We start from the raw sequence: 24,446 nt of genomic DNA, 5'->3' as shown, positions 1-24,446 counted from the left end.
TTACCATTTGGCATAATGCTGCTCAAGCAAGGCATATTCATTCAGTAAAATAATTTCCTGATCATCCTGCTGAATGGTGCCACAGACTTTGGCCTGCCACTGGCTAAACTGGCTGCCGACCAGACGCAAATTCAGATTTTCATAACGTCGCCAACCGGTTGTCACCGTTAGATTCAGCTTTTCATCTAGTGATTGAATCGTCCATTGAGTTTCAGTTTCCTGCTGAAAGAGCACATCAGCCAATGGATAAATTTTTCCGTTGATCCACAAACAGTTTTCATTACCAAAGCTTTCGTTAACACCGGATGCTAAATTAATTCCAATCCGCTGATTGGTCGCATCCCAAAAGTTACACGACAACCAAAACCAGGCAGTTTCTGGACGTAGAAAACCACAGGTGTCATCCAGCAAGGCAAAAGTTCGTTCGTTAAATTGAATCTTTTGTTTTTGTTTATTTAAAAAATAGCCTTCGCAACCTAAGGTCGTGAGCTTTTGCGTATAAGTCCAACCGTTGATACCAGTTGGGCTACACATACTTAAAGGATCGGTTCCTGCACAAAAGATTCGTGCACTGAGCTGAATTTCGCCGTATTTACTGACATTGATATAGCGCACACCGTTGGCATGCTGAATATCGACCTGAAAAGGCGATTTATGAAAATAACTGTGATTGAATAATGGTTGTTCATCCAGCACAGTATGGCGAGACAGGAAATTAATCGCATTCCATTCCAGAACGTCATTGGTCATATGGTTGTAGACATAGACAAAACTGTGCCCTGCCCATGCAATATCGGCAATCGCCAGCCCAATGGTATAATGTTCGTGCTGAATACTACAAAATTTGAATTTCTTATATTTTAGATGCTTACGCCAGCCTGACAGCACCTGACCATAAGGGTTCTTGTATTGATATGCCTGATAGTCAATACTTTTTGGAAGTTCCTTGAAACGTCCATAGTGCGGTTGTCCATTTGCCTGAATTAAATCCATTTAAGATGTTCCATCTCAGTCAAAAGCTGTTTTTCCTTTCCGGTATTATGCAGATTATTGAACTTTGATAAAGATTTTTTTTAAGTCACTCGTCGAATCCTGACCCTCAGCCACGCTATAGCCCTATGCTTCAGTTTTAAATCGTAAGATAGGTATTTTCCCAGCGATTCGCACTAAAATGTCCCTCCACCAGCTGTACATATCGGCCATACACCTGATCAATCGCAATGCAATCATCGACATCCAGCACCCGGTCAGTATGCTGTTTTTGCCAGTGCTTGGCGAAATAAGCTTTACCGCGCTGTTTTGCCACCATGGCATTCTGTGCCACCACCAGCACATAACGGTGCAGCTCACCAAATTCACGTGCATCATAACCACCTAAATTAATCAGCCAAAGCTTTTCGGCAGCCTGATTCGGGGCAGCATCGCTAAATTGAACGTGATAATTTTTGCCCTCGAACTCCAGTCCATTAATTTGCGCCCAAGCATCAATATGCAGCCCTTTTTGCTCGGCAAACCAGGCATTTTTCAGTTGAGGATAGGTTTCTTCCAGAGTTTCGCCTACTGCCAGTACCACATCATGAACTTCTGTATTGGCACGGGCATGACGGCCACCAAGCATCACAATAAATAAACTGGGCATTCGATTTCCTTATTTCGCTGCAATTTTAAGAATGATTTGATCAATGCTTAGAAGTATATCGCAAAGTAATTCCATGATATTGAGGTGATGATTCGTCAAGACAAATTTCCTCAATTGACCCTAAGAAATTGTCCCGAAATAGTATCTGCTTACTCAACATTTATTTGTATTTCGGGATCATCACGATCCCGCCCAATGCTCAAAAACTCATCTTCAGTGAATACAATCTGGTAGCATAAAATTTCCTTCCAGCACCACAATGATTTCTAAGCGCCGAAAATTATTTTTTTGTACAAAATACAAACACAGCTAAACCATACAAATCTGTACAAATTTTCGCCCAAATTTCAATCTAAAAGCATATTTCGTTGACTGAAATGCGCTGAAAGACGATACTCTCAATGTTTTTATTTAAGCAAATCGGTTCAATGAGGCTGGACCAAAAGTTCGGTCCTCAGAAACTCAATCCAACGCAAGGGGCTATATATGGCTGGTGGAAAGTCAACTATCATTTACACACTGACCGACGAGGCGCCATTACTGGCGACTTATTCTCTGCTGCCGATCATTGAGACCTTTACTAAGCCAGCTGGCGTTGAGATCGTCAAAAGTGACATCTCTGTAGCTGTGCGCGTGCTCTCTGAATTTACAGATTACCTAAGCGAAGAGCAAAAGGTGCCTGACACTCTAGCTGAGCTAGGTCGTCTTACACAAGATCCAGACACGAACATTATCAAACTCCCAAATATCAGTGCTTCTGTTGGCCAGCTAACAGCGTGTATCAAGGAACTCCAGTCTAAAGGCTATGCCCTTCCTGACTATCCTGAAAACCCGGCCACTGAAGAAGAAAAAGCAATCAAGGCACGTTATAGCAAATGTCTTGGTTCAGCAGTAAACCCGGTACTACGTGAAGGTAACTCAGACCGTCGTGCACCTGCTGCCGTTAAAAACTATGTGAAAAAACACCCGCACTCTATGAGCGAGTGGAAACAGTGGTCTCAAACTCACGTTTCACACATGGACGAAGGCGACTTCTACCATGGCGAAAAGTCGATGACTTTAGACCGTGCACGTAATGTGAAAATGGAATTGATCACCAAGTCTGGTGAAACCATTGTTCTTAAGCCAAAAGTTGCACTTCAAGATGGCGAAATCATCGATTCAATGTTCATGAGCAAAAAAGCGCTTTGCGATTTCTATGAAAAAGAATTAGATGATTGTAAAGAAGCCGGCATCTTGTTCTCACTTCACGTCAAAGCAACCATGATGAAAGTTTCACACCCGATCGTATTCGGTCACTGTGTGAGAATTTACTACAAAGACGCATTTGAAAAACACGGCAAGTTATTTGATGAGCTGGGCGTGAACGTAAACAACGGTATGGCTGGTCTTTATGAAAAGATCGAAACTCTACCAACCTCTGTACGTGAAGAAATCATTGCAGATCTACATGCTTGCCAAGAACACCGTCCTGCGCTTGCGATGGTTGATTCTGCCAAAGGCATCACGAACTTCCATTCACCAAACGACGTGATTGTAGATGCTTCTATGCCTGCAATGATCCGTGGTGGCGGTAAAATGTGGGGCGCTGATGGCAAACCTTATGACTGTAAAGCCGTCATGCCTGAATCAACATTCGCACGTATTTACCAGGAAATGATCAACTTCTGTAAGTGGAATGGCAATTTTGATCCACGTACAATGGGTACCGTACCGAACGTTGGTTTGATGGCGCAAAAAGCGGAAGAATACGGTTCACACGACAAAACTTTCGAGATCTCTGAAGCAGGTATTGCCAACATCGTTGATCTTGAAACTGGCGAAGTGCTGATGTCACAAAACGTGGAAGAAGGCGATATCTGGCGTATGTGTCAGGTGAAAGACGCACCGATCCGCGACTGGGTGAAACTTGCAGTAACGCGTGCACGTAACTCTGGCATGCCGGCAATCTTCTGGCTTGACCCGTACCGTCCACACGAAAATGAACTGATCAAGAAAGTTGAAAAATACCTGAAAGATCACGACACTACCGGTCTTGATATCCAGATCATGTCACAAGTACGTGCAATGCGTTATACGCTTGAACGTGTTGCGCGCGGTCTAGATACCATTTCTGTAACAGGTAACATCTTACGTGACTACCTGACTGACTTGTTCCCGATCATGGAATTGGGTACATCTGCGAAAATGTTGTCAATCGTGCCGTTAATGGCGGGTGGCGGCATGTATGAAACAGGTGCAGGTGGTTCTGCTCCTAAGCACGTACAGCAGTTAGTTGAAGAAAACCACTTACGTTGGGATTCACTCGGTGAATTCATGGCGTTGGCGGTATCTTTAGAAGAAATGGGTATTAAAGAAGGCAATGACGACATCAAGTTACTTGCTAAAACTTTAGACCAAGCGACTGGCAAATTGCTAGATAACGACAAGTCTCCTTCTCGTCGTACTGGCGAATTGGACAACCGTGGCAGTCATTTCTACCTAGCGAAATTCTGGGCTGAAGAACTTGCCGCTCAAGACGAAAATGCTGAATTGAAAGCGAAGTTTGCACCACTTGCAAAAACTTTAGCTGAAAATGAAGAGAAAATCATTGCTGAGCTTGCAGAAGTTCAAGGCAAATCTGTAGACATCGGCGGTTACTACGCAGTTGATCAAGAAAAAGTAAATGCAGTGATGCGTCCAAGCGCAACTTTGAATGCTGCGCTTAAAACGATCTAAGCTTTTGCAAAACTGACTTGATCAGTAATGTAAAATAAAAAAACCGGCGTCTAGGCGCCGGTTTTTTATGTCTGATTGATGTATCAAAGTTATTCAATTAATCTATTTTTCGCTATAGATATAAATCATCATCTTACTGACAAAACCACTCAAATTCAGTCAAAAACTATTTTAAGAAATGATGAAAATAAATACTTTTAAATATACAGACAATAAAAAACCCCAAGACTGAATGTGCTTGGGGTTTTCTAGAATTTTGGTCCCGAGGGTCGGACTCGAACCGACACGTCATCTCTGACAGCGGATTTTGAGTCCGCCGCGTCTACCAATTTCACCACCTCGGGAGTGGATGAAAGGTATAATACGCGATTTCTCGGCACTGTCAACGCAGAATATTTACATTTGTTTATTTTTAAAACAAATGGCATTTTTTCGTTTTAAAATCGAGCAATTCCCGCTATAAAAAAGAAAAAAGTTTATACTAGCCGCAGTTTTTTTAGCGTAAATCATCATGCAACTTTCTGATTTTAATTTTGATCTCCCCGATGAGCTGATTGCTCGCTATCCTCTGGAAACACGCAGTGCCTCTCGCCTGCTGCACCTCGATGCACACGGTCAATATCACGACCATCAATTTACCGATATTCTGGACTTGCTTGAAGACGGCGACTTACTGGTATTGAACGACACCAAAGTCATGAAAGCACGTCTAAAAGGCAAACGTGCCTCAGGCGGCGCGGTAGAAGTACTGGTTGAGCGCATGATGGATCAGTTCATTGCACATTGTCATATCAAGGCCAGCAACTCACCGAAAGCCGGTGCAGAACTGTTTATTGGCCCAGATGCAGTAAAAGTGACCGTGCAAGGTCGTCATGAAAACCTGTTTATTGTGGAATTTTCACAGCCGATTTTAGACGTCTTAGACAAATATGGCGCCCTCCCTATTCCGCCCTATTTCAACCGTGAAGCAGAAGAAATTGATACCGAACGTTATCAAACTGTGTTTAATGATCCAACCAAGCTGGCCAGTGTCGCAGCACCTACGGCTTCTCTGCATTTCGATAAAGACTTATTGAAAAAGTTAGCAGCCAAAGGAATTCAAACCACCTTTGTCACACTACATGTGGGCGCAGGTACATTCTTACCAGTACGCACTACCGATATTGAAAATCACATCATGCACAGCGAATGGTGCCAGGTGTCCGATGAGTCGATGGAACTCATCAAAACAACTAAAGCGCGTGGCAATAAAGTGATTGCTGTCGGTACAACGGCTACCCGTGCCACAGAAAGTGCGGCGCAGGCCAATGGCGGTGAACTAAAAGGCTGGACCGGTGATACCCAGATTTTCATTTATCCAGGTTATCAGTTCAAAGTGGTCGATCGTCTGATTACCAATTTCCATTTACCGGAATCGACCCTGTTAATGCTGGTTTCTGCCCTGTCCAATCGTGACAACATTCTGAATGCCTACAAGCATGCAGTAGACAGCCAATATCGTTTCTTCAGTTATGGCGATGCCATGCTGATTGATCAGGCACAATAGCGAGAATAGCTGCCCATGCCGATCGAGTCTGTACAACAGTCCATTCATATTCGCCGCAAGAAAAATGCAGTGGTGTTTCAGAATATCGCCCGGCTGTGGGATTTGGGCCGTCAAGCCAAGAGTCATCAAGACCTGCTGGACGGATTGCATCCCTGGAATGGCCCGATAACGCTAAAATTTGAAAATAATCTGCCATTGGCGCTGGCTGGTATTGGTTTGTTGCTCATCGTCAGCATTTTTATTGCACCGGAAAATATCTGGATTCAAAGTGGCGTTTTTCTGGGCGGTCTGCTGCTGTTCTGGGCCTATCTTTGCTATGAGCAACAACAACCATTAGATGAAGTTATTGGCTTTCTGGAAGATGCAGCACTGGCCAAAAAATATCAGCTTGCCTTTCAGCAACAGCCACAGCATATTTCAATTCCTTTAAATCCCCTGCATTTTATTGGACATTTAAAACGTTTATTCCCCTTATTCAATCAAGGTTCTTTGAGTAATGAGATTACACGTTATGCCAGTACGATATGGGAAGATGAAAACGGCCAGCAACATCAGGTGCTGCTGTTTCAATATCACTATATTGATGAAGTACAGGTTCGCAACAAGCAAGGGCAGCCGGTTAAATTAATGCAGGTTCACAAAGACCTGTGGGGCGTATTTGTCTTTGATATCCAGATTCAGGGACTGGCGGTCACGACTTCTCGACGTAAATTTTATTATCCTTATAGCCATCCTTGGCATAGTAGCGATATTCGTACCAATCAACGCTTAAGCTTTTATGGCAGTGATCCGATGCAAACCGCCAAATTACTCAGTCCGGGTTTTGTACTGCGTCTGGCCGATTTTTTTGCACAGCGTCAGGGGGATTTACTGTTTCATCCAGAAAATCGGATGCTCTGCTATCTGGGGCCTCATGACCTATTTCAGGTGTCGAGCAAGCATCGTCATATCAATGATATTTCGACATTGCGCGGCCATCTCAGAACGTTTAAATTAAGACAACTCGAACAGTTACAACATGATCTTGTGCAGTTTTTAAAATAACTGCTTTTTTTTAAATCAATATTTTCAGAATATAAATATGAATTGGGGAGATCTCGCATGGGATTTTTGGTTTTATGTTTGATCATTATTGCGCTGATTGTGCTGATCATTATGATCCGCAACAGTATTGTCCGTCATCACAACGCGACGATTCGCGCCTGGTCGGATGTTGCCAGTTATGAACGGCAGAAACTGAAAATTCTGGATGGACTGCAGCCGCTGGTCGAGCAATATTCTTCTTTTGAAAAAGGCACACTGGAAAAAGTCACCGAACTGCGTCAGAACATCATGAATTTAAATATCAACGATGCCGACATTTCTCAGTTACAGCGCATTGAAAGCCTGAACAAACAACTCATGCATAGCCTCAATGTAGTGGTTGAAAACTATCCCGAGCTAAAAGCCAATGACATTTATCTGAAAATGATGGCTGAAATTGAAGAACAGAATGAAAATGTCGGTGCGGCAATTACCATTTATAATCGCAATGTGGAACTGTTTAATAACCAGATCCAGATTTTCCCACACAATGTGATTAATAATATGCTGTTAGGAAAAAAAGCAGTTCGCCCTTTTCGCGATCAGAGCGCAACCCAGAGTTTTGACTATCGTCCAAATTTTCACTGAGCAACTATCTCATCTGATCGACTTTCTCATCCTGGCGTACTCAACTTATAATAAAATGACCCAGGATGAAGCTACACCTTTATAAAACCAATAAAATAAAGAATAAAAATTATGCTGAATTATGTAGAGCGCTTAGAGCAGACGCTGGTGGAAGAATTTTATCAGCTTTATGACCATTATCAGGACGATGGAATCTATGCCTGTAGTCTGGTCTTTGACGAATTTTTACTGCTGGATGATCTGGCCATTTCGACTGAATGCAGTATTTTTAAAGATCCGGAAGATCAGCGGCAATATCTGGCTGAACAAGATCGCTGGAATGTCCCAAAATGGCGTTATCGGGCACAAGCTGCGCCCGACTCCGGACTGATCCCCTTCAAAACTTTGCTGGCTGATTATTTTAAAACCCAGCATAGTTTTGGTCATCCGCTATTAGAACAGCAACAGCTCCACACAACACATCTGGATTTATTACTGCAAACATTCAAACAGGCCAAATATCGCCTCTCCGAAGCCTATGGTCTGGATCTGGGCAATATACTTTTTTTCCTGAGCCTGCCAAACCAGGCCGAATTTGAACGCCGATCTGCACTGGAACTCAACCCAGAAAGCGCCTTATTGCAAAACTTTCTAGCCTCCCGACATGCCCAGCCTTTTTCTGAAATCAGTAAGCGATTAAAACTCTCGCAAAATGACAAAGACATTCTGATTGATCTGGAGCAAATGCTGGTGATGGAGCCTTATGATTATCTGCAAGTGGCGCACGATGCCTATTTGCTGACCTTGGAATCCTACTTTATCGACAGCAATATCTATATCCAGAAACTGATCCAGCATATTGCCGCCATGGCCTCTGAACCGGATGGCAGCTGTGCTCTTAGCCGGGAAGATATCCAGCAGCGCTTGCAACAGTTTTCTGCAAATTCGACTATTTCACCTGATCTTGCATTTATTCAACGATAAATAAAATTACAGAGCGAATGCTCTACAATGCTGGCGTTTAGCGTAAGAATCAAGGAAAATAGCGCCCTTTAGCTATGAACTAGCAGCGAACTGTTTTTTCGCCTGGATGTGGAACTCCTATGAAGTTTGAAAAATTAGGTCAGTCGGGTCGCGCCCGTCGTGGTCGTTTAACGCTTGAACATGGTGTGGTTGAAACCCCGATGTTTATGCCTGTCGGCACTTACGGTACGGTGAAAGGCCTGTTGCCGCGTGATATTAAAGAGATCAAGTCTCAAGTCATTTTGGGCAATACCTTCCATTTGTATTTACGTCCAGGACTCGATGTGATTCGTGAACATGGTGGCCTGCACGAATTTATGAAGTGGAATAATCCCATTTTGACCGATTCCGGCGGCTTCCAGGTGTTCAGTCTGGGCGCAATGCGTAAAATTAAAGAAGAAGGTGTCACCTTCCGCTCACCCATCGATGGTTCAAAAGTATTTTTATCGCCTGAAATTTCAATGGACATTCAGCACACGCTGAACTCTGACATTGTGATGATTTTTGATGAATGTACGCCGTACCCTGCGACGCATGAAGAAGCGCAAAAATCCTTGCAACTGTCTTTGCGCTGGGCGAAGCGCTGTAAAACCCAACATCACGAGGTTCTGAAAAACCGTAATGCACTGTTTGGGATTATTCAGGGTGGCATGTATGAAGACTTACGTGAAGAATCGTTAAAAGGCCTGCTTGATATTGACTTTGATGGTTACGCGATTGGCGGTCTGTCCGTTGGCGAGCCTAAAGAAGAAATGATCAAGGTACTGGATTATCTTCCAGAACAAATGCCGGCAGATAAACCGCGCTATTTGATGGGGGTCGGCAAGCCTGAAGATATTGTGGAAGCGGTGCGCCGTGGTGTCGATATGTTTGACTGCGTGATGCCAACCCGAAATGCACGTAATGGTCATTATTTTGTCACAGATGGTCTGGTACGGATCCGTAATGCAAAATATCGTCACGATCAAAGCCCGCTTGATCCACATTGCGATTGCTACACCTGTACCAACTTCACTCGTGCTTATTTATTCCACCTCGAAAAATGTGGGGAAATGCTTGGTTCGATGCTCGGTACCATTCATAACTTGCGTTATTACCTGCGCTTGACTGAATCCATGCGTGATGCCTTGGACAACGGTACATTTGATGCGTTTGTGCAGGACTTTTATGCCCGTCGTGGCCTGGAAGTACCCCCTTGCCCGCAAGATTAATCCATCAGCATTTGCGCTGAGGAAAAAGACAATGTAAATTGCAAGAATATGTCAATTTATTATCAAGTTGATCACCAGTTTTTTATTTTAGGAAAATGTAATGAGCCTTTTTATTTCGACTGCTCACGCTGCAGGTGAAGCTGCACAACAACCAAGCATGATGGCCAACCTTCTGATGATTGCAGTTTTTATTGCGATCTTCTATTTCTTGATCTGGCGCCCCCAATCTAAACGCGCCAAAGAACACCGTGCTTTGGTTGAAAGCCTTGGAGTTGGCAGTGAAGTGGTATTTGCAGGCGGATTAATGGGCAAAATCACCAAGATTGAAGGTGACTTCGCAGTGGTTGAATTGAGCCGTGGCGTAGAAGTTAAAGTTCAGCGTGCGAGTGTGATTTCAGTCCTTCCTGAAGGCACTTTAAATAACCTTTAATCAAAAATAGTCGTGCCCTTGCACGGCTTTTTCATTTTAAGAAGAAAATAAATGCGTTACCCAGCATGGAAATATGTACTGATTCTAGTTGTACTAGTCATCAGTACCTTATATGCCCTGCCAAGTTTGTATCCAGATGAACCTGCTGTACAGATTTCGGGTGCCAAAGCCGGTACTCAAATTGATGCAAGCATCGTACAAAAAGCAGAGCAAATTTTAACAACTGAAAATATTGCCACCCATGACAATAGCTTTAGCAACAATGCTGCCTTATTACGTGTAGATTCAAGTGAATTGCAACTTAAAGCCAAAGAAGCTTTACGTCGCGGATTAGGTGATGATTACGTGGTTGCATTGAACCTTGCCCCGACCACGCCGGAATGGCTACAAAAAATTGGTGCCAAGCCAATGAAGCTGGGTCTGGATTTACGTGGCGGTGTTCACTTCCTGCTTGAAGTGGACATGGACAAAGCGATTGCGCAGCGCATGGAAACCTCTGCGACAGACCTACGTCGTCAGTTGCGTGATAACAACCTGAAATTTAATAGCCTGAACTTAAGCAGCAACACCATTGTGGTGCAGTTTGCCAGCAACGATGATCGTGCTGCAGCGATGGACTTCTTGCGCCGTAATGGCAATGAGTTTACCCAGCAGGCTGTTGCGACTGATACCGGCTCGACTTTACGTTTGACTTATACTGATGTACGTAAGCAAGAAATCGAGTCTTATGCAGTCAACCAGAACTTGACCACGTTACGTAACCGTATTAACGAATTGGGTGTGGCAGAAGCACTGGTGCAAACCCAGGGCAGCAACCGTATTGTGGTTGAATTGCCGGGTGTACAGGATACTGCAGAAGCAAAACGTGTCTTGGGTCGTACTGCGAACCTCGAGTTTCGTCTGGTTTCTGATCTGAATGATCAATATATTGATCCATATACCGGTCAGGCGACTGGCACATTGCCACCAGGTACAGAAGTATTCGCTTATGAATCCCTGGACAGTGGTCGTCAGCTGCTTTTGAACCGCAACCGGATCTTGACTGGTGAACGTGTTCAGAATGCATCTTCTGGCTTTAGTCAGGACACCGGCGGTGCTGAAGTCAACATTACGCTAGACAGCGCAGGCGGCAAACTGATGTCGGATGCGACCCGTAATGCGGTTGGCAAACGTATGGCTGTACTGTTCATCGAGAACAAACAGCGCATTAGCTATGTGGAAGACCCTGCGACCGGTACTCAAACTGAAGTTCGTACCCCATATACTGAATCTGTCGTGATTAATGCTGCAACTATTCAGGCGGTACTCGGCTCTCAGTTCCGTATTACTGGTCTGGATTCTCCGCAGGAAGCTGCTGAACTTGCCTTGATGCTACGTGCAGGTGCTTTGGCTGCGCCAATGTACTTTGTCGAAGAACGTGTGATTGGTCCAAGTCTGGGTCAGGAAAACATCGACAAAGGGGTACTTTCAACGCAAATCGGCTTCATTCTGGTGGCGATCTGGATGGTGGTATTCTTCCGTCTGTTTGGTGTGATTGCCAACTTTGCTCTGGTCTTTAACCTGGCCATGCTTCTTACCGTCATGTCATGGATTGGGGCTTCTTTAACCCTTCCTGGTATTGCCGGTATCGTGATTACCATCGGTATGGCGGTAGATGCCAACGTACTGATCTGTGAACGAATACGGGAAGAGATGAAATGGGGTGCCTCGCCGAAACAGGCGATCGTGGCGGGTTATGATCGAGCCTATAACACCATTTTTGACTCGAACCTCACCACCTTCCTGGTTGCATTCATTCTGTTCGCGATTGGTACAGGTCCGATCAAAGGCTTTGCCGTGACCCTGATGATTGGTATCGTCTGCTCGATGTTTACTGCCATTACAGTGACCCGTGCCGTGGTACAGATCATTTATGGCAAAAAACGTAACTTGAAAAAGTTGAGCATTTAAGGAGATCGATGATGACTGAAAATACTCAACTGAATCAGAAACAGTATGGTCGCCCTGAAGACGAACGCGTCATTCCGTTTATGAAGATTGCTTTGCCTGCGGCATTGTTGTCTATCTTCTTAACGGTTGCGAGTCTGTTCTTTATTGCCACTAAAGGTCTGAACCTGGGTCTGGACTTTACCGGTGGTGTGGCAGCCGAGCTGAACTATACCAATCCGGTCAAACCGGAGGATGTTTCCAAGGCACTGAGCCAGGCTGGCTTCAACGATGCTGTCGTACAAACTTTAGGTTCAGAACGCGACCTGATGGTACGTATGCCCGTTCAGGAAGACATTGAAGCTGAAGACCTGACTAAAGCGGTCACAGCAGCGGTTCAGCTGCCAAATAATGCGGCAGAGGTACCGAAGCTTGATGTAGTCGGCGGACAGGTGGGTAATGAGCTGTATGTCCGCTCTGGTGGCGCGGTGGCACTGGCACTCTTGCTGATGCTGGTCTATGTCACCATCCGCTTTGAGCTCAAACTGGCGATCGGTGCAGTACTGTCGCTATTCCATGACATCGTGGTGACCCTCGGGATTTTTGCCATGACGCAGTGGCCATTTGACCTGACGGTACTTGCGGCACTCCTTGCGATCATTGGTTTCTCACTGAACGATAATATCGTGGTCTCTGACCGTATCCGTGAGAACTTCCGTAAGATTCGGGGTGCAGAACCGCTTGAAGTGATTAACATTGCCCTGACCGAAACCTTACGCCGTACCATTCATACCTCTATGACGCTATTGCTGGTTGTTGTTGCAATGATGCTCATGGGTGGTGATGGCCTGAAATGGTTCTCGATTGCGATGTTTGTCGGCGTTTTTGTCGGTACCTACTCTTCAATCTATATCGGGACTGGATTTGCACTTTGGCGTGGTTTAAACCGTCAGGACTTTATCGTACAAGTCAAGCCAGAATTTGAAGACGAAAACCAGATTCCCTAATCTGATATTTCATTTTCATCGTTCAGCCCGTCCTAGGATGGGCTGAATTATTTCTGCTGTTTGAATGTTGAAGTAGCCGGCAGAATCGCAATCACTGGATGGATTTTTTCAATATCTGTTTTTTGGAAAATGACTTTCCGATTTTCATCCAGACTTTGAAATTCATAAGTATCTTGAGCTTCCCCCACCCCCTCCAAAATGAGCTGCAAGCCGTTGGCCAGATACACACAGCACATCCCAAAAACTGGCAACTCTTTATCACAAACCAGCCACCAGTCCGGTTTCAGACTGGGAAAATAATAGCGCTCTGCCACCTGAATCGCATAATGCTGTGCTTGCAGATGAAAAATATCCGGATTGAACGAAACCGTAGAATCTATGGGATTGAGTTTAAAGGCCTGCTGCTGTACCACCTGCATCTGAAACAAAGCGACCTGTTCTATAGCTGTAGCAAGTTCAATCTTCGGCTCGACCGTCTGATCCAGAATTAAACGGGCTAAGCCAAGCTGCTGTTCCAGTTCCCTTGCCGCCTTCTCCCCGATCTGACGTTTGCTATTCAGTAACTGTGCGATATAGGCAGCAGACAAGCCAAAATGCTCGCAGATCTCTTTGCCGGTTTTAAATTGCTGGGTGTCAATCAGCTGATCAATCACTTTTCTCAGATGATGTCGTCTTCGTTCAAATATTTCTGGCGCACTCATATCCATCTACTGATCTTTTTTTATCCATTTTATTCAAATACCTTACAATAAAAAAGCCCGCAATCAAATTGCAGGCTTTTCAACTGATTTCATAGGAATTTAAGTACCCTGTACCAGACGACGGGCACTAATAATCCCCGGTTGCTGCTCAAGACGAGCCAGCAGCTTGGAAAGTTGCGCCAGGCCTTTGACTTCAATCAACAGCTTCATATTGGCGATACCATCCGCTTCCGAAATGGTATTGACCTGACGGATATTGATCTGATCGGAGAAAATCACCTGAGTCAAATCTTTGAGCAGACCACGTCGATCATAGGCTTCCACCACAATCTGTACGCTCTGGCCACGAGTCGGCTGCATTTCCCAGTCGGCTTCTACCGCACGTTCAGGCTCTTGGGTGATCATGCGCACATAGTCCGGACAAGCCACCTTATGAATGCTTACCCCACGATTCAGGGTGATATAGCCAGCGATCGACTCACCATGCACCGGTTGGCAACATTGCGCGACATGCAGCTCTACGTTATCCAGCCCGTCAATCAGAATACCGTGCGCTGACAGGGTATGACTGGCACGCGGATTCAGCGCTGGCTTCAGCACCAGCTCAGGTTCATCCTGATCCAGATGCATATGACGATTCACCTGATTAATCAAGGCATGCAGGCTGATATCACCATTGACCAGATTCACCAGAATGTCATCACCAGTTTTGACATTAAAATGATTGCAATAATCACTCAAATCGATCGATTTTGGATGAATCGCCAGACGTGACAATTCTTTATTCAGCACTTCACGGCCGACTTCCAGGTTTTTACTGCGGTCCTGTTGACGGAACCAGTGGCGCAACTTGTCGCGCGCACGTGCAGTCTTGATATAACCCAGAGAGTTAACCAGCCAGTCCCGATTCGGCTCACGGTCTTTTTTGGTCAGAATCTCGACCTGTTCCCCGGTTTTCAGGGTATAGGTCAGTGGCACATAGCGCTGATTGACACGCGCGGCATAGCATTTGTTACCAACTTCGGTATGCACATGATAAGCAAAGTCGAGCACAGTTGAATCACGCGGCAACTCTTTGATATCACCATCACGACTAAACACATAAATTTTTTCGAAGCCTTCGAAGTCTTGAATATGTTCGAAGTTTTCGATTTCATCTTCTGCTTCTTTATGTGCACTGGACTCATTGCGTTCCTGATAATGCTCGAGAACTGCGCGTAAAGAATGCAAACGATGATTAAAAGAATGATCGGTGGTTTTCGAGCCTTCTTTATAATTAAAGTGCGAACACACCCCCAGCTCTGCTTCTTCATGCATGCTGTAAGTACGAATCTGCACTTCAAGTGATTTGTTCTCGGCAATTACAGCCGTATGCAGGGAACGATAGCCATTGGCTTTTGGATTGGTGATATAGTCATCAAACTGATGCGGAATATGTCGCCAGATCTGATGTACAATCCCTAAACTGTGGTAACACTCCGGTACGCTCTTGACCAATACCCTTAAGGCACGAATATCATAGAGCTGGTCAAAACTCAGGCTCTTGCTTTTCATTTTTCGATAAATCGAATAAATGTGTTTTACGCGTCCGTTAATTTCAGCTTCGATGCCATATTCAGACAATTCATTGCGTAATTTATCAATCACGAATTGAATATATTGCTCTCGTTCTAAACGTTTTTCATTCAGTAAAGAAGCAATTTCTTTATAACGTTCTGGCGCAAGATAACGGAAGGCCAAGTCTTCCAGTTCCCACTTTAACTGGGCGATGCCTAAACGGTGCGCCAGTGGTGAGTAGATCGTCAGAATTTCTCGGGCAACCCGTTCCTGACGCTCACGCGAGGAATTGGTCAGCTCACGCAAGGCATAGGTACGCTCTGCCAACTTCACCAGAACCACACGCACGTCTTCGGTCACTGAAATCAGCATTTTATAAATGCCGGACAGATGTTCACGCTGATTATTATCGAAATGGTCTTCCAGACGTTTATTCTTTTCGATCAGTTCAGACAGTTTACCCATGGCCAGCGTGCCCTTGACCAGGCTATGCACTTGCTCACCAAATTTTTCTAACACTTCAGTCAGTGGCATGACGCCTTCACGCACCGAACGATAGAGCATGGCCGCGGACAGGGTATCTTCATCGACATGCAGATGTGCCAAAATATCCGCCATCTCAATACCGGTATAAAAGGTATTGGAACGATGCTGAACCGTACTTTGCAGCTCTCTTTCTAATGTTAAATGGGCGACTTCTTCGAGCTGCTGTAAAGGTGCCCCATCTAATATGCCACGAACCCGATCCAACCACTCAGTCAGATCGTGGTGTGCTTGTTCGGCATGTTCTACAGTCGTCTCCTGTGACAACTCATTGAGTCGTCCAGGGAGTTGCTCACGTACTGTGACCATACCCTTCTCCTACTTGTAAATACATCATTTCTTCAATCGTTCATTTAATTTTCTTTTTCGAACAATGCAATCGATTCAACATGCCCAGTATGCGTGAACATATCCATCACTCCGGCTTGAGTGAGGCGATAACCCTGTTGTACCAAGAGCCCTGCATCTCTTGCGAGTGTCGCAGGATTACATGACACATAAACGATTCTTTTTGCGCCAAACTGAGGAAGATAATGCATGACTTCTTCTGCGCCAGCACGTGGCGGGTCAATCAATAATGCATCAAAACCTTGATTTGCCCAAGTCTGGTGCGAGAAATCTTTGGTTAAATCTTGTGAATAAAAAGCAACTTGGGCAATACCATTATTTTTGGCATTTTCCGCACCGCGTTGCACCATTTCTTCACTCCCTTCCACTGCAATCACCTGACCAGATGTGCCTACACAGCGTGCCAGTGCTAGAGAAAAATTTCCTAATCCACAAAATAGATCCAGAACCCGCTCACCCTGTTGCAGCTGTAGCAAATTACATGCCAGCGCTACCATTTGCGGATTGATAGTCGAATTCACCTGAGTGAAGTCCACAGGATTAAAACCGAATTTCACATCAAAGTCATCAAGACTATAGTGCAAGCGCGCCGCGGCATCTGGAGCATCAATTCGCGAGAGTGTATCTTTGCCGGCAGGCTGCACATACAGTTGCCAGCCTTTCTGTAACGTAAATTCGCGCAATTGGTTGACATCAGCCACTGATAATTTTGCAGTTTCACGCACCAGTAAGGCAATATCCTGATCCCCCATGGCCAATTCTATATGACCAATGTCAGCCTTGCCATTGAGACTTTGCAGCAATTGTTTAAGGCTTGTAAGCGATCCAAATTCACGATCCAGAATCATGCAGCGATCAATCGAGGTTAATTTATTGCTTTGATTCTCACGAAAACCCACCACCAATGTGTCTTTAGCCGGCAGATAACGCACTCCGATCCGGGCTTTACGGCGATAATCTTCACGCTCGGAACGTAGCGGTGCAAGCCACTGCACAGGCTGGATGCCAGCAAAATGCTGTAAATGCGATTTCAGCACATTCTGTTTTAGTTCAATCTGTGCATCGGCTGCGATATGCTGCATATTACAGCCGCCACAGACCCCAAAATGTGCACAGATCGGCTTGACGCGAATTTCGGAAGCTTCGCTGAGTAATTCAAGACTGTCAGCTTCTTCCAGTTTTTTAACTTCACGGGTAATGCGAGCACGCACGGTTTCACCGGGCAAGGCATAACGGATAAAGACTTTCTTGCCGTGTTTATGCGGTGGATGATCCGGGTGTGAACCATAATGAGCGATGCCACGTCCCTCATGCGAAAGTGACTCAACCTGAAAAATGTACTCGGGTTGCTGGGTAGGACGTGTGTGTGCTCGATGCTTCATGAAAACCTAGGATGTGGGAGTTGGAAAATCAAAACGGGTAAAGTCAGTTCTTTGTGACGTTTCACGCCAAACCGATAAAAAGTCCGCATGCTGCGGTTGGGTATGCAAATATTGAATCGTACTGTGCAGCAAATGCTGATAATCCGGCAATAACAGCTGTCCTTTTAACAACAGCCAGCGGATATAGACCAGCCAGGTATTCAGCACATCGCCTTCACAATAAGAGGTCAGTTCGGTCCATTGCTGATTGCGGACATATTCAGGAACCCGATAGGCCCCGTCACCGCGTTTACCCGGATAACCCAGCAAATGTGCAACATCGTCCAGCTTCTGGAAATGACGCGCATGGAACATGGCCATCACATCCATTAAGTCGACATGACGATGATGGTAACGATTCTGGTAGTTATTATAACGCTTTTGCGTGTCAATTTCGCCCTGATCGAATAGACTCGGTGCAGAGAGTCCATGATACATGGCACGGTATAAAATCACCGGTAAATCAAACTGTGAACCATTCCAGCTGACCAGCGTCGGATGACGCTTATCAAAAATCGATAAGAATTTTCTTAAAATTTCCGCTTCAGAATGCTGTTCCCGGCTAAAAGAAAACAGCTTCATGCCCTGCTCATCGATCCATAAACCGGAAATACAGACAATTTCATGCAAGGGCGGACGCTGAAAATCAGAGCCTGAATCCTGACGGCGCAGTTTGGTCAGGGCCTGATCCAGATCTGCTTCAGGCAGGTCCAGACCAAATAAATGCGCGCCTGATTTGAGATCGGTTTGGGTTTCAATATCGAAAGTTAAAACAGGCAGGCGCATAACACAGTGCTCAAATAATTATTCAGAATCTTGCACAGAGAATAACCCTGTAGACAAGTAACGGTCACCACGGTCACAAATAATACACACAATGACGGCATCCGGATGTTCTTCCGCCAGCTTTATGGAAGCCCACACTGCACCACCAGATGAAGTACCAGCACTGATGCCTTCTTTCTGCGCCAGCTTACGCATGGTTTTTTCAGCTTCAATTTGTGGAATATCGATAATACGATCCACGCGACTGCGATCAAAAATGGTCGGCAGATATTCTTCCGGCCAGCGACGGATTCCGGCAATGCTTGAACCATCAGATGGCTGTAAACCCACGATCTGAATCTCCGGATTCATTTCCTTCAGATATTTCGAGACACCCATAATAGTGCCGGTTGTACCCATAGAACTGACAAAGTGGGTAATCTTGCCACCGGTTTGCTGCCAGATTTCAGGACCTGTAGTCAGATAATGTGCTTCGACATTATCCGGATTGCCAAACTGATTCAGTACCAGACCCACGCCATCATTTTGCATTTGAGCGGCCAGATCACGTGCACCTTCCATGCCTTGTTCTTTGGTAACTTCAATCAGCTCGGCACCATAAGCACGCATCGCATCCTTACGTTCCTGACTCATATTGTTCGGCATGATCAGCTTCATTTTATAGCCACGCATCGCTGCGACCATCGCCAATGCAATCCCCGTATTTCCGCTCGTTGCTTCAATCAGGGTATCACCCGGCTTGATCTGTCCACGCTTCTCGGCCTGCATGATCATATTATAGGCCGGACGGTCTTTGACCGATCCTGCCGGATTATTGCCTTCGAGTTTCGCGAGTACTGTAGCTTGAGTGTGACTTACCAGACGCTGTAAACGCACCAGTGGCGTTTTGCCGACATAGTGGTCTAACAAAAATTCATCTGCTTGAAAATCGGGGGTGGTATTACTCATTGTGTGCACCTATATCGAGGTGCGGCTATTGTATGAAAAAATGCTTTTCCCTGCATCCATTTAGCACTGCTTTTTCAGGAAACTCTCTAAAACAGACTCAGTATCCTGCTATAAACTTCATTTCCCTGTGATTTAGCAAGATCAAGCAGCTCAGCTGTGAATATAAAAGCGTTATTTTCAGCCCCGGACTTTCAGACGACTGAAGTCTTCATCGCCCGCTTTTCACTGTATTTCAGCAATCATTTAACTGAAATCTCTTGTATTTTTAAAGGTTGATCTGAACCCTTATAAAAATAATGCTTAAATTTTAACTGTCGATTTAAAGCATGCTAATATGCCAGACATAAAGAAAATACTGCTTAAATCATGTCAACGATCAATAAAAAGCTGTTTAAACGCCTACACTTAAATCACGCCTATGGACAGTTGATTGCGCTGATTTTTGTGCCGATTACTATTTTGGCCTGTGTTGGCGCGATGCTGGTGTTGACTGAAACCTCGAATGCCGCACGCGCCCAGCAAAAGCAGATGGCAATTGCCATTATGACGCGTTTTCAAGGCACGTCTGAGTATGCACTGGATATTTTAAGCCTGTATCCCTGGCAATATGATCAGGCCCACAATGCCATGCAGAATATGCTCAATGAAAAACATCTGGTTCGGGCAGCCATTCTGGATGACAGTGGCAAGAATCGTTTAGGTATAGGCTTTCAGGAACAGGCCGCTTGGCCCGATTTTGATAAAAGCGGTAACTTTATTGGCCCGATTCTGTATAAAGATAATCATATTTATGCCATTAAAGTGAATGAAAACAGTTTCTCTAAAGGCTGGCTGGCAATTGAACTGGATAATCAGCCGCTGGCCATTGCCCGCTACCGGGTATTGATCGTATTGATTGCAACGGGTCTATTAACCTTATTATTGTTATTACTCTGTCTGAACTTCTACTCACGGCGCTGGATTGCACCGATGTATGAAATTCGCATGCAGTTGCAGCGACTGAATGCCGATACTCTCGGCCAGCATATGGTGATTAACAGCACCGGAGAGCTGCGTTTACTGCAACGGGATATTGCCAATGTGGTAAAACGTCTGCATTTTAGTTTTCTGGAACTGCGCGAACATACTGAACAGACTGAAGATGATTTACGTCGTACTTTAGATACGCTCGAAGTACAGAATATTACTTACCGTCAGGCACGTGACCAGGCGATTTCAGCCAACCAGGCCAAGTCGGTGTTTCTGGCCAATATTTCCCATGAACTGCGTACCCCGCTCAACAGTATTGATGGCTTTATTCATCTGCTCTTGCGTCAGGGCAATCTCAGCAATGAGCAAAGTCTATATTTGCAGACTATTCGTAAATCTTCCGCACATTTACTGGCGCTGATTAATGATGTGCTGGATTTTTCCAAAATTGATGCCGGCAAACTGGAACTGGAAACCGCAGCTTTCGATCTGGAAGAAGCCATTTTTGATGTGATGGACATGCTCTCACCCCTGGCGGCACAAAAACATATTGATATGGCCTTCTACTACGCAGACAGCGTACCGAAACATGTGATTGGCGATGCGCTACGCTTTAAGCAGATTCTGACCAACCTGATTTCCAATGCGATCAAATTCACGCCGGATGGCGAAATCATCGTGCGGGCACGTATGGAACATGAGGGGATCGATCGATGTGTCTTGCATTTTAGTGTACAGGACAGCGGCATTGGCCTGAGTGGTACCGATCGTAAGAAGTTGTTTGAATCTTTCTCACAGGGCGATACTTCGGTCACCCGTCAGTTTGGCGGTACAGGACTGGGGCTGGCCATTTCCAAACAGCTGGTCAGCCTGATGCATGGCCAGATTGGTTTTGAAGATAATCAGGAACGTGCCCCAACCGAAAAAGGCTCGACTTTCTGGTTTACTGCACAATTCCTGGTCGATGAAGATACTGTAATTGATCATCCAGATTTCAATGAATTGACGGTGGTGTCTTATCTGGCCCATCCGGCAACCGCGAACGTCTTGCGTCATTATCTGGAAAATTATCAGGTCAAGCATATTGAATGCGCATCGATTCTGGATCTGTTTAGCCGCCTGAATCATCTACAGAACTCTGAAAACACCTGGCTCATCGTCGATCATAGTGGCGACAGCGAAGTCCTGTTACGCGAGATCCGCTCGCGTTATCAGGGTCATTTGGCCGTATATGGTTATCAGATGCAACTCGATCCAAGCATGCTGAACGACCATCGTGCCCGTGCTCTGCATCAGCCACTCAGCCGCAGTGCCTTGATTCAGCTGCTGGGCAATCAACCGGTCTTCGATCAGGAACAGCATGAAGACTTTAATGGTCAGGGTCTGCATATTCTGGCCGTCGATGATCATTTGCCCAACCTGATTGTTCTGGAAGCATTACTCGCTGAACTGAATGTCACCACCAGCAAAGCCCTGAGCGGACAGGAAGCGATTGATATCATCCAGCGCCGTTATGAGCAGAAACAGCCAGCTTTTGATCTGGTCTTTATGGATATTCAGATGCCGGTGATGTCGGGAATTGATACCACACGTGCGATTCGCTCACTGGAATCGACCTTTGAAAACCATAACCGACTGCCGATTATTGCCCTGACTGCACATGCGCTGGCAGATGAAAAACATAAGCTGCTGCAAAATGGCATGGATGATTATGTCACCAAGCCGATCCAGATCGAGCAGATTGTGCAGATTCTGACCCACTGGACCACAGAACATTTTAAACGGCTTCCAGTGCTGGAACGCGCCCATGTGATTGATGCACTGGATCCGAATATTCTGGACTGGCAGCAAAGCCTGCAACTGGCAGCCAATAAGGAAGATCTGGCAGTAGACCTGTTGCGCATGCTGGTCGACAGTTTTGCCGATGAACTCACTGAAATGCAGCAGCTAATCGAACTGGAAGATTTCCCGCAACTGGAACATGTCTTGCATCGTTTATATGGTGCAACCCGCTATGTCGGCGCACCGACTTTGCAGAAAGTCACGGGCGGATTTGAACAGTTCGTTTCAACCCTGCGCAAAGAACGTCGCAAGGCCGACGAAAACTTTGTTCAAGACGTGCTGAAACATTTTGATGAACTTAAAGCCGTGGTCGAACAAGTTGAACAGGCCGCCCAGCAAATTCTGAAACAACATTTGAATTAAAACTTGAAGCTGCTCAGTCCGTGACTTAGAAAGTATGACTGAGCTGTCATGCAAGCTCATAGGCCACATGCTATGCTCGGCTCAGGAAAAATAAGGAAGAATGCCATGTCACTCGTGCGCTTGGAAAAAAATAACGGCATTGCCACAGTTACACTGAATCGCCCGGATAAACGCAATGCCATGAGCTTTGCCCTGCTGCGTGAACTGGTTGCGACTGCGCAGAAAATCAAAAAAGATAAAAGTATCCGTTGCGTCATTTTAACCGGTGAAGCGCAGGTGTTTAGTGCCGGCATTGATCTGGCCGATTTAAATAATCCTAAAAATCGTGCCTATGCGGCCTGGGAGTTAATCCGTCCGGGTCAGAGCCTGTTCCAGAAAGCCTTTCTGGTCTGGCAGGAATTACCGGTGCCGGTGATCGCTGCGATGCAGGGCTTCTGTTTTGGCGCTGGTATGCAGCTTGCTCTGGCGGCAGATATCCGTATTGCACATCCTGATACCAAAATGTCGATTATGGAAACCCGTTGGGGACTGGTACCAGATATGGGGCTCAGCCGTTCGCTGAAAGGTCTGATTGGGATTGATCTGGCCAAAGAACTGACTTTGACTGCCCGGATTTTTGACAGTGCCTATGCCAAAGAGATTGGTCTGGTTACCCATGTGGATCAAGAACCGTTGGCACGCGCACAAGCATTGGCTGAGGAAATGCTGCAACGCTCTCCGGATGCCCTGATGGCCTCTAAGTTTGTACTGGATGCCATGCAGCATCGCCCAAATAAATCTTTACGTATGGAAAAAATCTGGCAGCTCAAATTATTGCTAGGTAAAAACAGTCAGCTGGCTCGCAAAAAGGACAAGAATCCGGAAGTCCAGTTCGTGCCACGCCAATATAACTAAATCGAGTTAGAGTCCAAGCAAGGAATAAGAAAAAGCATGCAGTTAAATCGCGATACTAAGATTGCCTTTTTGGGTATGGGCCTGATGGGACGCCGGATGGCGACCCGTCTACTACAGGCAGATTTTCAGGTCGCGGTATGGAACCGCACCCCGGCAGCTTGCCATCCCTTAATCGACTTGGGTGCAACTGCGCTGTCTTTGAATCAGATTGCGGATTATCCAGTGATTTTGACTTGCTTGGCAGATGATCAGGCGGTGCAATCGGTCTTTGAGCAGATCGTGCCGTATTTGGTTGCCGATCAAATCATTGTGGATTTTTCCAGCCTTTCGGTGCAGCAAACCCACGCGCTTGCAGCACAAGCACAGACCAGACAGGTGAACTGGATTGACTCCCCAGTTTCAGGCGGTACCGCAGGTGCTGAACAAGGCAGTCTGGTGATTTTTGCCGGTGGTGATGCCACAATGATTGAACATCTTGACCCAATTTATGCAGCACTTTCACAGCGCGTTACCCGTATGGGCGACACCGGTACTGGTCAGGCGACCAAAATTTGTAATCAGCTCATTGTCGCAGCCAATAGTACCCTGATCGCGGAAGCAGTGGCATTGGCGGGCCTTGCAGGTGTAGATACACGCCTACTGGCACCTGCCTTGGAGGGTGGTTTTGCCGATTCCAAACCTTTCCAGATTCTGGCGCCACGTATGGCCACACAAACTTTCGAACCGGTGCAATGGAAAGTGCAGACCTTATCTAAAGATCTGAACAATGCCGTGCAACTGGCCCAAAGCTTTGACCTGGATATTCCGGTCGCGACTCAGGCCTTATCACAGCTGCAAATCCATCAGGCCCAGGGCTTTGCCGAGGCCGATCTGGCCACTGTGATTCAACAGCTCAAGCACGCATAATTTTTACTTTTGTAATAC

Annotated in this window: 19 protein-coding genes and 1 tRNA gene; 12 read left to right on the top strand and 8 right to left on the bottom strand. The window is 45.7% G+C overall.

Features of this window, described 5'->3' with window-relative positions; genetic code table 11:
• A complete protein-coding gene (locus FTU44_RS12235; RefSeq protein ID WP_100329830.1) occupies window positions 1–993 on the bottom strand; it encodes a DUF2804 domain-containing protein in 993 nt (330 codons plus the stop codon).
• Between the two features lie 136 nt (window positions 994–1,129).
• Window positions 1,130–1,639 carry a DUF1543 domain-containing protein gene (locus FTU44_RS12230; RefSeq protein ID WP_005098068.1) on the bottom strand — a complete coding sequence of 170 codons (510 nt, stop codon included), beginning with the start codon at window positions 1,637–1,639 and terminating at the stop codon, window positions 1,130–1,132.
• Between the two features lie 486 nt (window positions 1,640–2,125).
• On the opposite strand from FTU44_RS12230, the gene FTU44_RS12225 reads away from it, so the two are divergent.
• On the top strand, window positions 2,126–4,357 hold the full coding sequence (locus tag FTU44_RS12225; protein WP_180050906.1) for an NADP-dependent isocitrate dehydrogenase: 2,232 nt from the start codon (window positions 2,126–2,128) through the stop codon (window positions 4,355–4,357).
• Window positions 4,358–4,614: 257 nt separating this feature from the next.
• On the opposite strand, the gene FTU44_RS12220 is transcribed toward FTU44_RS12225, so the two are convergent.
• A tRNA-Leu gene (locus FTU44_RS12220) sits at window positions 4,615–4,701 on the bottom strand.
• A 167-nt stretch (window positions 4,702–4,868) separates the two neighbouring features.
• On the opposite strand from FTU44_RS12220, the gene queA reads away from it, so the two are divergent.
• From queA to secF, 8 genes are all read left to right on the top strand, one after another.
• Window positions 4,869–5,903: a tRNA preQ1(34) S-adenosylmethionine ribosyltransferase-isomerase QueA gene (gene queA, locus FTU44_RS12215; RefSeq protein ID WP_180050903.1), complete on the top strand. Its 1,035-nt coding sequence runs from the start codon at window positions 4,869–4,871 to the stop codon at window positions 5,901–5,903.
• Window positions 5,904–5,918: 15 nt separating this feature from the next.
• A complete protein-coding gene (locus tag FTU44_RS12210; protein WP_005098073.1) occupies window positions 5,919–6,947 on the top strand; it encodes a hypothetical protein in 1,029 nt (342 codons plus the stop codon).
• Window positions 6,948–7,004: 57 nt separating this feature from the next.
• Window positions 7,005–7,574 carry a LemA family protein gene (locus FTU44_RS12205; RefSeq protein ID WP_005098074.1) on the top strand — a complete coding sequence of 190 codons (570 nt, stop codon included), beginning with the start codon at window positions 7,005–7,007 and terminating at the stop codon, window positions 7,572–7,574.
• 111 nt (window positions 7,575–7,685) lie between these two features.
• Complete coding sequence (locus FTU44_RS12200) at window positions 7,686–8,537, top strand: DUF4303 domain-containing protein (RefSeq protein WP_180050901.1); 852 nt, start codon at window positions 7,686–7,688, stop codon at window positions 8,535–8,537.
• A 119-nt stretch (window positions 8,538–8,656) separates the two neighbouring features.
• The gene (gene tgt / locus FTU44_RS12195) at window positions 8,657–9,787 is read left to right on the top strand and encodes a tRNA guanosine(34) transglycosylase Tgt (protein ID WP_005098076.1); all 1,131 of its coding nucleotides are present in this window, start codon (window positions 8,657–8,659) and stop codon (window positions 9,785–9,787) included.
• Window positions 9,788–9,887: 100 nt separating this feature from the next.
• Window positions 9,888–10,217: a preprotein translocase subunit YajC gene (gene yajC / locus FTU44_RS12190; RefSeq protein ID WP_180050898.1), complete on the top strand. Its 330-nt coding sequence runs from the start codon at window positions 9,888–9,890 to the stop codon at window positions 10,215–10,217.
• Between the two features lie 51 nt (window positions 10,218–10,268).
• Entirely contained in the window at window positions 10,269–12,167 is a 1,899-nt protein-coding gene (gene secD, locus FTU44_RS12185) for a protein translocase subunit SecD (RefSeq protein WP_005168609.1), read from the top strand.
• 8 nt (window positions 12,168–12,175) lie between these two features.
• On the top strand, window positions 12,176–13,150 hold the full coding sequence (secF, locus tag FTU44_RS12180; RefSeq protein WP_171255744.1) for a protein translocase subunit SecF: 975 nt from the start codon (window positions 12,176–12,178) through the stop codon (window positions 13,148–13,150).
• A gap of 47 nt (window positions 13,151–13,197) precedes the next feature.
• Here secF and FTU44_RS12175 read toward each other — a convergent pair whose 3' ends face one another.
• The 5 genes from FTU44_RS12175 to cysM all read right to left on the bottom strand — a co-directional run bounded on the left by FTU44_RS12175 (window position 13,198) and on the right by cysM (window position 19,454).
• Entirely contained in the window at window positions 13,198–13,851 is a 654-nt protein-coding gene (locus FTU44_RS12175) for a hypothetical protein (protein ID WP_180050895.1), read from the bottom strand.
• A 99-nt stretch (window positions 13,852–13,950) separates the two neighbouring features.
• Window positions 13,951–16,260, bottom strand: coding sequence for a bifunctional (p)ppGpp synthetase/guanosine-3',5'-bis(diphosphate) 3'-pyrophosphohydrolase (locus FTU44_RS12170; protein WP_005098082.1), 2,310 nt, complete (start codon window positions 16,258–16,260; stop codon window positions 13,951–13,953).
• Between the two features lie 44 nt (window positions 16,261–16,304).
• Window positions 16,305–17,681, bottom strand: a complete 1,377-nt coding sequence (gene rlmD / locus FTU44_RS12165; RefSeq protein WP_005098083.1) for a 23S rRNA (uracil(1939)-C(5))-methyltransferase RlmD — start codon at window positions 17,679–17,681, stop codon at window positions 16,305–16,307.
• Between the two features lie 6 nt (window positions 17,682–17,687).
• The gene (locus FTU44_RS12160) at window positions 17,688–18,506 is read right to left on the bottom strand and encodes a 3'-5' exonuclease (protein ID WP_005098085.1); all 819 of its coding nucleotides are present in this window, start codon (window positions 18,504–18,506) and stop codon (window positions 17,688–17,690) included.
• A gap of 18 nt (window positions 18,507–18,524) precedes the next feature.
• The gene (cysM, locus tag FTU44_RS12155; RefSeq protein ID WP_005098086.1) at window positions 18,525–19,454 is read right to left on the bottom strand and encodes a cysteine synthase CysM; all 930 of its coding nucleotides are present in this window, start codon (window positions 19,452–19,454) and stop codon (window positions 18,525–18,527) included.
• Window positions 19,455–19,820: 366 nt separating this feature from the next.
• On the opposite strand from cysM, the gene FTU44_RS12150 reads away from it, so the two are divergent.
• From FTU44_RS12150 to FTU44_RS12140, 3 genes are all read left to right on the top strand, one after another.
• Window positions 19,821–22,628, top strand: coding sequence for an ATP-binding protein (locus tag FTU44_RS12150; protein WP_180050893.1), 2,808 nt, complete (start codon window positions 19,821–19,823; stop codon window positions 22,626–22,628).
• Between the two features lie 105 nt (window positions 22,629–22,733).
• On the top strand, window positions 22,734–23,522 hold the full coding sequence (locus FTU44_RS12145; protein WP_005098089.1) for a crotonase/enoyl-CoA hydratase family protein: 789 nt from the start codon (window positions 22,734–22,736) through the stop codon (window positions 23,520–23,522).
• 36 nt (window positions 23,523–23,558) lie between these two features.
• Complete coding sequence (locus tag FTU44_RS12140) at window positions 23,559–24,428, top strand: NAD(P)-dependent oxidoreductase (protein WP_180050890.1); 870 nt, start codon at window positions 23,559–23,561, stop codon at window positions 24,426–24,428.
• Window positions 24,429–24,446 lie beyond the last annotated feature (18 nt).

Origin of the sequence: Acinetobacter sp. YH12105, from assembly GCF_013419095.1 — a bacterium.
GTDB classification, from domain to species: domain Bacteria; phylum Pseudomonadota; class Gammaproteobacteria; order Pseudomonadales; family Moraxellaceae; genus Acinetobacter; species Acinetobacter pseudolwoffii.
The sequence above is the reverse complement of the archived record's forward strand: the minus strand, read 5'-3'. Positions and strand labels throughout refer to the sequence as shown.